Source organism: Catenulispora rubra (genome assembly GCF_015356825.1).
GTDB classification, from domain to species: Bacteria; Actinomycetota; Actinomycetes; order Streptomycetales; family Catenulisporaceae; genus Catenulispora; species Catenulispora rubra.
This window is the reverse complement of the sequence record NZ_JAACYW010000057.1, coordinates 19,191-32,206: the sequence shown is the minus strand read 5'-3', so window position 1 is coordinate 32,206 and position 13,016 is coordinate 19,191. Positions and strand designations below refer to the sequence as shown.

Sequence of the window (13,016 nt, the reverse complement as noted above, 5' to 3'; positions counted from 1 at the left end):
GCTGGCCCGGCTCGCTGCCGCCAGCCGACGAATCGAAGCCGCCGGCCAGGTCCCGATCTGGCGTTGGTCGGCGACGAACATTCTTTCTGGCACTCAGTTTCGCTGCCGCGCCGGGCGGTGCGAGGCCAGAATGCTTATATGCCATCCGTGCGCAACACCCGGTTGCCCGACCCCGATGCCGCACGCAGGGTGATCAGCGAAGCCGTGCCGGAGTTCGGACCACGCATCGCCGCCCAGGCGGGCGAGCATGCCACAGCCCTGCGCCCTTTCCTGGAGCGGCGACGGGCCGGAAGTAGGGATGCGGCAGCCCTCATGTGCGACATCTACAGGTGGAGCCTGGAGATGGATTACCTGCTCTCGCCCTTCATGTTTGATGGCGCTCCCCGTTCCGCTCTCCAAGACGAAATCCTGGATATCGTCCTGCCCATCGATAACGCGATGAGAACTCCGAACCGGCGGTACGTGACTCCGGACCGGCAGTACGTGATGACGTGGCCTCCGCGCCCCGGGGATCCCTCACAGGAGTACCGGGCGGCCCTGATGTACCGGTGGCTGAGCGCGGCGTCTGTCCGCGAGTGGTCACCGCTCCTCGCCAAGCTTCACGAGGGTCTCGTCAGGGTGGCCAACAGCCGGTCGGTCCCGCGTCTCGTTCTCCCAGCGCAGCATCCGCCCAAATTCGCCCGGCTCCACGAGGCTGTTGTTGCAGAGACAGTCGCCGATCAGCTCGCCAAGCTCATCGACGAGATCGTCAAGCAGTACGAAGCGGTCGGGGACCGCAAATGGCCCGGTCAAACACGGGGATTTCCGCCCTCCTACCGCATCGAGAGCCCACTTCTTCACTGGTTCCTCACCGCCGAAGTCGTCTGGCGATATCGATGGGCGACCTGGGGGCTCGCGGGCGCGGAGTGCCTAGCGCAAGAGGTTCCGGACGGCGGTATCCCGCTTCTCCATTCCCCGGACAGCGGGAGAACCGGTGGAGCAATGCTGCGACGGGCGTATCAGAAGCTCACCGCTGGGCTCGCCCCGCGAATCCACTCGGCTTATATCGCTGTCGCGGTCAACTACCTTGCGGAGGTGCTGGATCTTATGCCGGAGTACGCAGAGGCATCCGGGCAGGGCAAGCGACGTGATCCGGTGACCGTTTACGGCAACGTCGGCGCGATCAACAGTGAGGTGCACAACAGCCACCTCGCGGTGGCCGACACGCTCACCACCATCGGCGCGACCATCCAGAGCGTTGCCGATCGCGGAGAGCCCGGCATCGCGGAGGCCATTCGCGCGCTGAGCGAGGCGGTCCAGCAGGCCCCAGAGATCGCCGAGGATCAGCGCGCCGAACTTCTCCACCACGTCGCCGACGTCGCCGACGCGGCCGCCGCTCCGGACGAGCCCCGCAGGCTCACCCGCGCCAAAGCCGCCATCGCCATGATCACCACCGCAGCCGGGGCATCAACCAAACTCGCTCAGGCTGTCGACACTTGGCAGCAGGCCGCCGGCCACCTTTTCTGAACCTTTCGCACACGCAAGCTCGAAGGCTCACTCCTTTTCCGAGGCCGTGCCACGCGCATTGCCCGAGTCAGATGGCCAGACTCAACGATCGCCACGTCCGGAACGATTCGTCCATGCTGCGAACAGCGCCGCCGGCCCGGCCGCAGGCGCAGCAACCGACTCCGGGGACATATGGGCCGCACAGATCAAGATGTCTGCGGAGGTGAGGATGGCAAGAAACACTACGGCGTCGGCCTGATCCGGCCGCCGCGGGGGCTGTGCTGGGGCATGCTGGACTATCCGGCGGTATTTGGCGCAAACACCGGGAGTCTAGTTTAGAGAATCAGTATTCTCTAAACCTGTAACGGACTCTCCCGTCGTGCGACCGAGCCGCTGCGGCTGCTTCATCGTAGCTTCCGTTGAGCAATCCCTATGTTGCGTGCCGTAAGCTTCAGCAGATCGGCATCACCGATCTCCTGTGCTTCTTCGAATGCTTGATAAAGGTATGGGAGAGCCTGTTCCGGATATCCCGAATCCACCAGGTTCCCACCCAGCAGTGCCCAGGCCCGTCCGGCGACGCTAGCGTCGCCCTTCTTGCGTGCCCGCTCGTATGCTCGGTTTGCCTCGTCCCAGTTCCGAAGGTTGCTGAGCCCTATGCCAAGACGCAGTAGTGCCCAGGCTTCACCTTGTTGCTCGCCCGCTCTTGCCAGCAGGGGCAATGCCTGCTCGTGCCACTTCACAGACTCTTCGAACAGTCCTTCATGCATGCACGCGAACCCGAGCTCGAGCAGCGCTTTGCTCTCGCCCTCTGGATAGTTGGCCTCCTGGCACATGGCCAGCGTTCGCTCGCCCTCCGGTATCGCTTCCTGATAGCGACCAGCCTCGCACAAGGCTGTCGACAGACTCATCTGGGCGGACATCCTGCCGTAGAGTTCGTTGGCAGAACTGCACAACGCGATCGCTTCGCGACAGGTTTCTATTGCATCGTCGTATCGCCCCAGCTCCAGTAGTGCGCCGCCTAGGGTGCTCAAGGCCCTGCCGCCGCCGAAGGCGTCTTCAAGGCGATGGAACAACTTCACGCTGCTACGCAGGGACTCGATTCCTTCGCTGTGCCTTCCCGCCTCGAGGAGCAGTCTGCCAATCCGTTCCAATGCCTGGGCCTGGATCTCATCTACTCTGGCCGACCCCGCCAGCCGTTCCGCAGTCTGGTAGGCCGTGAGGGCCTCATCGGAACGGTGTGCCTTTTCATAGGCTCCGCCCAAGACGCAATATGCCCGTGCCCTGCCTGCGGTATCACGTAGCTCATCGAAGACGTCCACGGCTTGGCGCGCAAGATTGGTTGCCTTGGGAACGTCCATGTAGTGCTTGAGGAGAGCCTTCGCTTGCCTCAACAAGGCGTCTGCTTCTCCACGACGGTCTGTGGACTGCTGGGCCTGGCGGACAGCTTTTCTGGCAGCGTTCAGCTCTTCGAGTTGCAGGTCGATCTCAGCAAGTTGTCTGACGGCTGTGAAGTTGCCGGGGTACGGATCCGTGATGTATTCCGGATAACCGTCCAACCGTTTCGCTTTGCCAGAAGACATATGCCTCCAGACATGCCACGCATCGCTTTCCCGGCCTGCAGCGGCGAGCGTTTTTGCGAGCTCGTTCAATGGGAAACATCGTTGGGGTTCGTCGGCCATCAAGTTTACGAGTTCGATGCCAAGCCAATCGGCCGCATCTTCGGCGGTTGCGAACTGTGCGGATGCAGCTATCTCATCCTTCGGTGTGTCTGGCACCCCCGTACCCGCCGAAGGCCTAAGTATTGCTGTTGCCAGTGCGAGGCCCTGGTTGTAGTGCTCCGCTAGGCGGCGGCGCGCCGCTTCGCGACTGTGCTCTGGATCCTCGCCGACTTTTACCGCAGCGTATTCCCACAGCAGGTCATGCATGGTCCAGCGCGGGCGGTCCGAGATCCGCTCGATTAGATTTGCCTCTACAAGCCGGTCGAGAAGTCTGCGGGCAGCGTGCTTGGGCGTTCCAGCTACGGCGGCGGCCGCGGCCAGTGAGATGTGGGGACTGCCGTTGAGGCTGAGCTGGCGAAACAGCATCGCCTCGTCGGCGGCCAGGTGCCGGTAGGACAGATCGAAAGCCGGGCGCACCGCCTTCTCGCCGTCGCTGAGGCCTTCCATCCCCGTGCCCTGCTCGCGGAGTTCGGCAGCGAGGTCGTCCAACGAGCTGGTCGCCAGCCGTGCGGTGACGACTCTCAAGGCCAGCGGCAAGTGACCGCACAACTGGGCCACCTCTGCTGCAGCCTGCGGGTGATCGAGGATCGTGGTGTCGTCTCCGGACCGGGTCCGCAAGACGCTGTCCATCAACGTGACGGACTCGGCGGCCGAGAGTACCGGCAAGCGCAGCAGACGGGCTTCCAACTGGGGCAGGTGGTGCCGGGAGGTCACCAGCACCCGATGCGGTCCTGAACTGGGCAGCAGCGGTTCCACCTGGCTGGCGCGGGAAGCGTTGTCCAAGACGATCAGCAGTGGCTCTTCGTGCTGAGCCAGCGTCGAACGGAGCTGTCGTCCACGTGCGTCTTCGTCCTCCGGGATTTCGCGTGCCGGGATGCCCAGGTCCCGTAGCAGATGTCCGAGTGCGACGTAAGCACTCAGCGGCTCCGCATCGTATCCTCGCAGGTCCAGGAACAACTGACCGCCGGCGAACCACCCGCGCTCCATCGAAGCATGGCCTGCCTGCGTAGCAAGCTCAGTCTTGCCCACGCCCGGCAGCCCGACAATGATCCCAATGCGAGGGCTCGGTGTTTGGGCTCGGGTCTCGTCTGGTGCCAGCAAGTCCAGTAGGTGGTCGAGTTCCGTGACGCGTCCCACGAACTGCCGGCGTACCGGCAGTTGCTGTGGCCTGATGTGGGTCGGCGGGATCGGCGGCACGACCGGGGTTAGCGGGCGGGCCAGGGTCGGGCCCAAGATCTCGCTCAGCTGGGCCAGGCGTGGCTGGTCGTCAAGCCTTCGCCAGTGATCGATAGGGCTGGCTGCCAGATGGTTGAGTCCCTCGTCGGAGTGATGCTCACTGACGATGCCGACGACAAGGCCGCCGACGAAGATCGCCGCGCCGGACATGCCTGCCCAAGGAGATTCGAAAAGATTGGGTGCCGGCTCATCGACAGTCACTTCATATGTTCCGGAGCGTTGGTTGGCATCCGGCGTGATCATGCCCACCATGTGGTGGGCTTCGCGGTAGAAGATTTCTGGGGCTGGCTTACGTTCTTTGAACAGTGGGAAGCCGATGGCTTCGCATTTCATACGTGCCGGAAGGCGGCCGTAGCGGACGGGAACCACGCTCTGGACCTCAGTAATGCGTACTACCACCAGATCCAGCCCCTCGCCATCCTCATCCGCCCAGGCCAGATGACCGAGAACGTCACGGGGCCTGCCTCGGTCGTCGATGAACCGGGCAGTGATTTCTTTGGCGTTGAGCACCACGTGCCGGGCGGTGAGTATCAGGTCGCCACTGACCAGGTAGCCTGAGCCGACCTCGTTCTCGGTGAGGACCTGGCACGCACGGCGCGGCTCGAGGGAAGCCATGACTTACTCGCCGACCTTGCGGCCGCCGGAGACGTACGGCGAGCCTCCGCCAGGTTCCATGCGTGGGGTCAGCGTCAGCTTGATCCGCTGCGTGTCGGTAGTGTCGATCTTGCCGTCGGCTCCACCTTGGACCACGAAGAACCGCACCTTGGCCCCGGCGCTGCCCTCGCGTTGAAGGGCGACCGACACCTCCAACTCGATGGGCCCGAGCTCGAACCGAAGGGCCTCGCCATCGCCGGAGGCCACCGCTTCCTTCAATTCCGCCCGCAGATCCCTGATCACACTGGCCAGCTCGATCACCGCTTTGCCCCTCCCCATGTCACGGTCTCCTGATACGGAGAGCCCTGACCTGTTAACGGACGGATCATGTAGGTCGTTTCTCAAGCGGCGGCGTAGCTGTCGCCGTTTCTTGGTCGGTCCCCAGGATGAGCCGCCGGGTTTCCGTCCGGTGCCCGTCAATGATGGGCTGCAGCCCGACTGGCACGTCGGCGAGCCGGAACACTGGATGTGTCTCCCCGTTGGCAGCGGCCTTCCGGACTCGTCAGTGCCGACGACGACGAAGCTCGACGGCAGCCAGCGCACGGCCGCAGCCCGGCCCCTCCACGAAGAACAGGGTCTTCAGTTCGATCAGCTCTGTTCGGGCGGCGCCGTCGCCAGACCTGCCGCCACTCCAGATCGCCGACACGGGACATCAGGCGTGAACCTCCCGCCCGTCGTGCAGATATACCGCTGCGCCGCTGGCCATAGCGCCGAGGCAGGCCGTGAGCCGATGAGCAAGCAGCGGGATGAGCAGCGTCTCGCGGTCGGCGGCGTCAGCAAGGCGCCACTCGGTCACTTCGTCGGTGTCCACTCGCACGTGCTCCCGGGCCCATTCCTCGGTGATGACGCCGCCGTCGAACACATAGTTCGCCAGCGGCGGCCGGTCACCGGACATTGCTCGGACAGTGCTCATGATCGGCGGACTTTGCTCACGGATTTGCGGATCCTACACGCGTGGTCTTGCCTGCCGGGGCTGCGATGATCTGGAACCTGTGTGGGGCGTCGTCGAAAGTCCGAGCTATACCGTCGTCCACCAGCTTCTCGCCGGCGTTCTTCACCGCTCCGGCCGACCGCCCTCCCAGCGCCTTGCCGATCTTGCTAGGGGTCCACGCCTGATCCGGGTGGTCCCGTAGGTACTTCTCGACCATCGCTCGAAGCTCGCCCTTGCTCAGGCGTGCGTCGGACGTTGCTGTCGGGGGCGCCTCGACGGCCGGGGTCACGGTGCCGGTGACGCCTGCGGTGTCCAGCGATGCCCCGGTGGCGTCGGTGCCGTCTGCGGCCGGACCCGGCGCGGCGTCGGAATCATCGGCGGGGTCTGCGACGCTGGCGGAGGACTGGTCGGCGTTGGTCGCAGCGGTCTGGTTGGCGGCGTCGGGAACGACGCCGGATTCCTCGGCATGGTCGTCGGTCTCGTCGGGTTCGCCGGTCGTGGAATCCTGCGGCGTGTCCGGCCTTTGATCCGTGGAGGAGGTGAGCGCCGCGGCGGCAGCCAAGTCCGCTGGTTCGGCCGCGCCGCTGCGGGAATCCGGCTCGACGGGCTCGGCCGCGTCATCGACGGCGGCGTCGGTACCCGACGCATCCGCGTCAGCCGCAGCCTGGGGTGCTTCGCGAGTCGATTCCGGATCTGCGCTGGTGGCGGCGGTCGTGGGGAACCACCGGTCGGGGGATTTCAGCGCGCCGTTGCGGACGCCTGCTTCGCGGCGTGCAAGACCGGCGGCTTCCAGCACGGTCAGGGCTTTCTGCGCGGTGGAGTGGCCGATGCCCTCGGCGGCGGCCACCTCGGCGGTGGTCACTCCGGCCCGTTCGGACAGATGCTGCAGGACCGCGGCCTGGTTGGGCGTCAGGCCGGCCGGGGCATCCGGATCGGCCGCGCGCGTGCTCTTGGCCGGCGTCTTGTTTGTGCTCTTGGTCTTCTTCGGTGCGGCGGTAGACGGGTTTTTGGGCATGGCGCATCCTCGCGGCGGTTCAAGGGATTTCGGATGGGGACTGCCCTGGCCAGGGCGGTCTCCGGCGGAGACCGGGAGCGGCGGCGACGAATCCGCGTGTACGGCGCGGGTTGCGGTGGGCTGCGGCGTCCATGAACCCGTGGATCCGGCCATGAAGTCAAGCGCCCCGTTCAAGATCTTCTCGACGGGCCCGGTGACCGTTGCAATTGAAGGTGGTCTTGTGCCAACCAATCTGGCCCGCGACGAGACTCGTGCCGTTGAAGTTGGCCGCGCCGCTCGGCATGTTCCAACCGAGTCCCAGTTATCAGGGGTGCCTTTAGGCCTTTAGGCAAGTGTGGTAAGTGACCTTGTCGCGGACTTGGCTGAACGGTTCTCTTGGGTGTTAAGCCACGCTCTCGCCGCCGCAACGGGCCGCGTCGTCAAGCCGCGGGCCGTCCGCCGGGCAACGGGTTAAACCCGGACGACAGTGAAGCTCAATGGACGGATCGTCCTGGCCCTTGTGGCGTGCGGGTGACATGCACGCGCAGTCACCAGACAGGAATGCCTCGGAGCCGCTGTCGCGCCGGATCCGCCTACCGTCCCGCAGGGCGAATGCAGCCGCAGCGAAGGCAGTAAGGAGGGCGGGCCGTTCCTCGGGGCGGCTGGCTCTGAGGACCATACGCAGGCCGAGAAGCCATCCCAGAGTCCGCACAGCGACCGGGGTGAGCGTCATCAGCGTCGCCGCGCCGATGGCTGTCGCAGGGTTCGTCCACATGGTGATCGTCCTTCTCTCGTGGCCCGCGCCGTTGCGGGAGGCGCTCGCAAAGGACTGTCTCGTGGTGCTCGATTGTTCGGGAACGAGCGTGAACAATGGGCGGAAGAAGTCGAACCGGGGGGTGTAATGGCAGGACGTCCGCCGCAGCCGATGGGAGCGCACGGAGACGAAGCCTCTCGCGTGTTGATCGCTTGGTACGCCCAAGCCTTCGCGGAATCAGGGCTTGTGAGCCGTCAGGCCCTGGCCGCTCGTGCCGGTGTGCCGTCCGCGCGCGTGTCCGAGTTCTTCAGCGGAGCCAGGTTCCCTTCGTGGCCCCTGGCCCGGAGTCTGAGTGCGGCTCTAGGGCTGGACGAGAGCGAGGCGCTTCGGAGGTGGTCGCAGGCCGACCGGTTGCGCAGGCAGCGTCAACGGATACAGGCCGACGGGACAGGCCGTGCCGGTCCGGGGACCGGCAGTACGCCGGTGCTGCCGGCTCAAGTAGCTCAGCTCCTCGCGGCGCAGCAGGACATGTGTTCCGATCTGCCGTACGAACTCTTCGGAGCGGACGCGCCTCCCCTAGGCAACGTCTACGTTCGTGAGCGGGTCCGCGCCGTCGAATCGGGCTCGCGCGCTGAACCCCGCAGCGTTGAGACATCGGTGGTGCTGCCCGCGAGTGACCTCGTCATGCGACGGTCGCACGCAGTTGTCCTCGGCGCCCCCGGCTCGGGGAAGACAGTCATGGTGCAACGGCTCGTGCAGCAGTGGTCTGCGGCATGGCTCGCCCCCGACGGTCGTCTTCTTCGCCCAACGGGCACGCCGTGGCTGGTGCCCTTGTGGATCGCGGCGGTTGACCTCACCGGGGAGGGGACCTTCCCGGCTCTGCTCACGGCGGCGGTCGCCCGCCAGCTGGGCGGCCGGATCGGCTCCGTTCTCGATCCCACGACCTTCTCCGACCGCCCCGCGCCGGGTGCCGAGTGGCTGGTGTGCGTGGACGGCCTCGACGAGATCCTGGACGTCGCGCTTCGGCGTCGGGTGGTCCAAGCCCTGCGATGGCGGCTGGCGAACGGCGGGATCCATCGCTTCCTGATCACCTCCCGGCCGCTCTTCCTGTCCGAAGTTCGCCCGCTGTACGAAAGCGGCGCCGCCGACTGCGACCTGCTGCCGTTCGACAACGGCCAACTGGCCGCGTTCGCCGAACGGTGGTTCGTCGCCCGGCGCCGACCCGAACTGACACCGACCTTCCTGGCAGAGATTGAGCGTTCCCCGTTCCGCGACGACCTGACCCGAGTGCCACTGGTCGCCACCATCGCTGCCATGGTCCACGAGAACAGCGCCGAAGCGCGGCTGCCCATGACGCGCACCGGCCTGTTCGCAGAGTTCGTACGGTACCTGCTACATGCTCGTCCTGCGGCCGTCCAGTCCCGGCAACGGCTCGTCGCCGCTTTGGCCCCCTACGGCAGGGAGGCGGAACTCCTCGCGGACTGGCTCTACAGCAACCGGCACCCACTCTTGGCGTATGTCGCCGCAGAACACCTTTCCCACGACGACGTCGACCTGGCCGCGACCGCCGACGCGTGGATGCGTCTGCACGCACCTGCCGTCCCCGACGGCGTGCCATTGCGAGCGCAGATCCTGCCCACGCTCTTGGCCTCGACCGGCCTGATCACAACCACCACCACGGGCCGGCCACGATTCGCCCACCGGTCGCTAGCCGAGTTCCTCGCAGCCCCTGCTATGGCAGCCAGCCTGGGGCCCGGCCTCACGGGTCTGAACGAGGCTCCACGGTTTCTCCGCAGCGATCACGCCGACTACGAACGCCTCGTCCTCACCCTGGCCGCATGGGCTTCCGCGCCCGAACATCAGCCCGAACTGCTGTGGCAGCGCTTGAGAGACGACAACGCTTGGCAGACCCTGCTTGCCGGGCGTGTGGCAGTGGAGACCGGGCAGTACGTCCAGCGTGTAGCAAGCCGTCTCATAAGACAACTCGGTCTCAGCTCGATGACGCAACATGACTACGGGTTCGACTGGGACGACACTGCAAGCATTCTCGGCCAACAGATGCACCACCCGGAAGTAGCACGCGAAGTAAGAGCTCTGGCCGAAGCACCCATCGTGGCGCCTGCCCGCCGCACCGCCGCACTCGCCCTTCTAGCGCGGCACTGTGAGGACACCACGGCGGCGGGCCGGATCGAAGATCTCGGTCGACGAGGCAGCGCGTTCGCAGCCCTGTGCGCCGTCGACGCCCTCATTTACGCCGGGGCCCCGGATCGTGGACTCCATTTACTTACCACCGTGCTGCGACACGCCGATCTTCCGGCAGGCTGGATCCAGCAAGCAGGATTGCGCCTGATCAACGCTGGCCACGCAGAGGACGCGGTAAAACTCTGGAAGGCGTGGCTCAACGGCCGGACGCCAGCAGACCTTGCGACGCACAATCTGATCGCCGAACTTGCCGAAGCTGGTGAGGTCCGCTTCGCGCGACGAGCGGCCCAGCTCCTCGTGAGAAACACCGCCGCACGCCTGGATGCCCGTGTCTTCGCGTCGAAGTTCCTCGTACGGTCCGAAGGCTCGGAGCATGCCGTGTCCGATGCGCCGGCTGAGGAGGGTCGCAAATTCCTGCGTCAGGTCATAGACGATCCGAACCAGGACCCGGGCCAGATCGTATGGGTCGCCGAGGGGATGGTCCGGTGGGGGCGTGACAAGAATGCAGCCGTCTCCCGTCTGAGGCTTATCCGTGACGCATCCAAGAACATGGCGGACGTCCGGTTGAGGGCCGCACGAGCCGTCGCCGCTGTGTCCGCCGACGATCGTGTTGTCGCCCGAGCACTCCTTGCCGCGCCTCCCGCCGATACGGACCAGACCGACAACGCGTGGGCGCAGGCCGCTCTTTTGGCCGCCGACTTGGGGATGGACGCCGAAGCGACCCTTTGTTGGAGACGAGCAGCCAAACGAGTCAACGATTCCTCGGCCATAGCGGCCATTCTGGAACAGCTGGGCGACCGCGATCCCCTTACTGCTCGCACGGAGGCCTTGGAGATTGCGGCCCGCACCGAAAATGACGGCGTCCACTACGAGACCGTGCGACTACTGCTCTACGCCGGATGGATCGACGAGGCTTGCGGCCACGTGGTCCGCCACGCCAGCGAGCCCGGGATCGCGCCCTTCTGGAGAAACGCCATCGTCGGCATGACGATCACTGCCCAGCCTGCCGACGTGGCACTGCGACTGGCAGCCTCGCTCAGCGAAGTGAGCGACCCCGACGATCCCATGGACGAGTTCTGGTCGCGAACGTGGCTCGAATTGGCGCTGGATCTTCAGCCGTTCGAGGACGTCATGGCCCGGGCCGAACGCTGGCCGCCGACGGAGAAAGGTCACCGTAGAGAGCTCGCCCCACGGTGACTTTGCCCCGACCAACGCATAGCCTCGCCCCAGAACCGTAGTGGGGACGGAGCTCGTCTGCGGCGGTCCAGAGTCGTGAAGTCGCTGGGTTCGAGGCCAGCATCGCGGGTCCGCAAAAGCCGGTACGCATACGACGCGTACCAGCATGACCCAGCCCCGGGAGTAGTGACACCTGCGGCGTTCATCTCGTCATTGAGCCCTCGCTAACATGAATGGTCTGGTCAGGTCGCTAGTGCGGCAGAGCTCATAGACGCTCGTGCTGGTCCAGCGCGTTGGTCTGGGGCCTTGATCGTCTGTCACCGGTCGACTTCGAGGTTGGTCAGGACGAGTAGGGCTCGTAGCAGGTCAGTAGGGTGGGCGAGGTCGGTGCGTAGCTTGGTGAGGATGCGTCAAGTCTTCAGGTGAGCGAAGCCGTGCTCGACGAGGGCGCGGGCGGCGGCGGAGATCCAGATCAGCTGTCCGTTTTCGTCGGTGAGGGCGAGGTGCAGGCCGTGTCGTTTGTGTTTGCCGGAGTAGTTGGGCCGGTCGGCCTTGCCCGTGCGGCCGTGGGCGGGGATGAGGGTGCCGTCGGCTCAGCTCGGTCTATGGCGATCCGCAGGTGTTCAGTTGGTAACGCGCTGGCGGTTGCGGAATCGAAAGAGCGCAATGGTCACGGCGTAGGTGTGGGACAGCGAAGCACGGAACCTACACGTGCCAGTAAGTCAGATTCGATGGCACCGCCATGCTGTGCGGTGGGAGGTTCACCCTTTCACTGGCGATAGTGCTTGCCATCGAATTTGTCCGGAGCCAGGTCACAGCTTCGCAGACGGACAACTTGAACGACACGGGTCACCCGGGAATCGGTGTGTGATTCGTCATTTCTGTTGGCGGTTGTCACGTCAGGTGGCGGGCCAATTTCGGGAGCGTCTTGGGATGGCTTCGCGATGGCTGCCGGATTGAGCATGCCGCGTGCGGTCTCGGCGGTGAAAGTGGTGCGCTGCAGTGCGAAGGGAAACCCGGCCGCATCGGTCGTGTCGGGCCGTCTAGCGCCGCGGCGAGATGGATACTAGGACGGTGATCGGAGCCATACTCTGGATGAGCGCGGGGAAGGGACGAGCGTGAGCGTGCAAGCGCAAATCCCGACCGGCGGCGTCGAGCGGGAACAGTTCGCGGCTCGGCTTGCGCAGATCAAGAGTGACCTCGCAGATCTCTACCGATGCGCTACGAATCTTGTCGACGCCCCCCGTCGGGATAGGGCCGTGGTTGTGATGATCTCCCATGCAGTCAGGGAGATTGCGAACAATCTGGCTCATTACCTCGGCCTGGCCGAAGGAATTGATCTGCCGGCATCGGTAGGCGTCAACGAGCCCGCTCAGGACTTGGCCGCTGCGTGGCGTCTGGAGATGGCGACGCCGCGTGAGGCGCACGGGTTCACGGAAGGGCCGGATGGAACGATCCGTGGAGCGGACCTGCTCGTCTCTCCGCGTGTTGTTGCCACGATCGAAGCGGTGGTGCGCGCAGCCGTCACCGTCGAAGCCAGCACGGCACGGCGGCGTGCGTATGTGGCTGTAGGCAACGAATCGGCCGTCAACAACCCGACAGCGAAACTGCTAGGCGAGACGTGGGAGTACTTCGTTGCTCGCGCTCATCTGGACCGTGCGACAAAGGCGGGGCGGGTGGTTGAAGAGGAACTCCGAACCCACTTCGCACGGTTCGAGACCATCGTCTCGGCCAGGATCGGTAGCTTCTTCGCAGTTAACCAGGAACTGTCGGACATCCTCGAAATCACGAACACGCGCCGGCTGCTCGCGCCACCCGATCCCGAGCCGACCTTGGATACCGAATGACCCCCGACGGCACACTCCA

At 65.2% G+C, this 13,016-nt stretch carries 7 protein-coding genes; 3 read left to right on the top strand and 4 right to left on the bottom strand.

What is annotated here, in order from left to right:
* Positions 1-138: 138 nt before the first annotated feature.
* The gene (locus tag GWK61_RS18240) at positions 139-1,506 is read left to right on the top strand and encodes a hypothetical protein (RefSeq protein ID WP_194909594.1); all 1,368 of its coding nucleotides are present in this window, start codon (positions 139-141) and stop codon (positions 1,504-1,506) included.
* Positions 1,507-1,889: 383 nt separating this feature from the next.
* On the opposite strand, the gene GWK61_RS18235 is transcribed toward GWK61_RS18240, so the two are convergent.
* From GWK61_RS18235 to GWK61_RS18220, 4 genes are all read right to left on the bottom strand, one after another.
* On the bottom strand, positions 1,890-5,054 hold the full coding sequence (locus GWK61_RS18235; RefSeq protein WP_194909593.1) for a tetratricopeptide repeat protein: 3,165 nt from the start codon (positions 5,052-5,054) through the stop codon (positions 1,890-1,892).
* Positions 5,055-5,057: 3 nt separating this feature from the next.
* Positions 5,058-5,372, bottom strand: coding sequence for a trypco2 family protein (locus tag GWK61_RS18230; RefSeq protein ID WP_228562516.1), 315 nt, complete (start codon positions 5,370-5,372; stop codon positions 5,058-5,060).
* 373 nt (positions 5,373-5,745) lie between these two features.
* Positions 5,746-5,988 carry an NUDIX hydrolase gene (locus tag GWK61_RS18225; protein WP_194909592.1) on the bottom strand — a complete coding sequence of 81 codons (243 nt, stop codon included), beginning with the start codon at positions 5,986-5,988 and terminating at the stop codon, positions 5,746-5,748.
* Positions 5,989-6,022: 34 nt separating this feature from the next.
* The gene (locus tag GWK61_RS18220) at positions 6,023-7,039 is read right to left on the bottom strand and encodes a MarR family transcriptional regulator (RefSeq protein ID WP_194909591.1); all 1,017 of its coding nucleotides are present in this window, start codon (positions 7,037-7,039) and stop codon (positions 6,023-6,025) included.
* A gap of 1,471 nt (positions 7,040-8,510) precedes the next feature.
* Here GWK61_RS18220 and GWK61_RS18215 point away from each other — a divergent pair.
* Together GWK61_RS18215 and GWK61_RS18210 are read left to right on the top strand one after the other, a co-directional pair.
* Entirely contained in the window at positions 8,511-11,171 is a 2,661-nt protein-coding gene (locus tag GWK61_RS18215) for an NACHT domain-containing protein (RefSeq protein ID WP_194909590.1), read from the top strand.
* 1,097 nt (positions 11,172-12,268) lie between these two features.
* Positions 12,269-12,997, top strand: coding sequence for a hypothetical protein (locus GWK61_RS18210; protein WP_194909589.1), 729 nt, complete (start codon positions 12,269-12,271; stop codon positions 12,995-12,997).
* Positions 12,998-13,016 lie beyond the last annotated feature (19 nt).

Bases quoted from the DNA above. Each gene is read 5' to 3' on its own strand.
- GWK61_RS18225 (WP_194909592.1), bottom strand. From the start codon at position 5,988: ATGTCCGGTGACCGGCCGCCGCTGGCGAACTATGTGTTCGACGGCGGC.
- GWK61_RS18240 (WP_194909594.1), top strand. From the start codon at position 139: ATGCCATCCGTGCGCAACACCCGGTTGCCCGACCCCGATGCCGCACGC.
- GWK61_RS18215 (WP_194909590.1), top strand. From the start codon at position 8,511: ATGGTGCAACGGCTCGTGCAGCAGTGGTCTGCGGCATGGCTCGCCCCC.
- GWK61_RS18230 (WP_228562516.1), bottom strand. From the start codon at position 5,372: ATGGGGAGGGGCAAAGCGGTGATCGAGCTGGCCAGTGTGATCAGGGAT.
- GWK61_RS18220 (WP_194909591.1), bottom strand. From the start codon at position 7,039: ATGCCCAAAAACCCGTCTACCGCCGCACCGAAGAAGACCAAGAGCACA.
- GWK61_RS18235 (WP_194909593.1), bottom strand. From the start codon at position 5,054: ATGGCTTCCCTCGAGCCGCGCCGTGCGTGCCAGGTCCTCACCGAGAAC.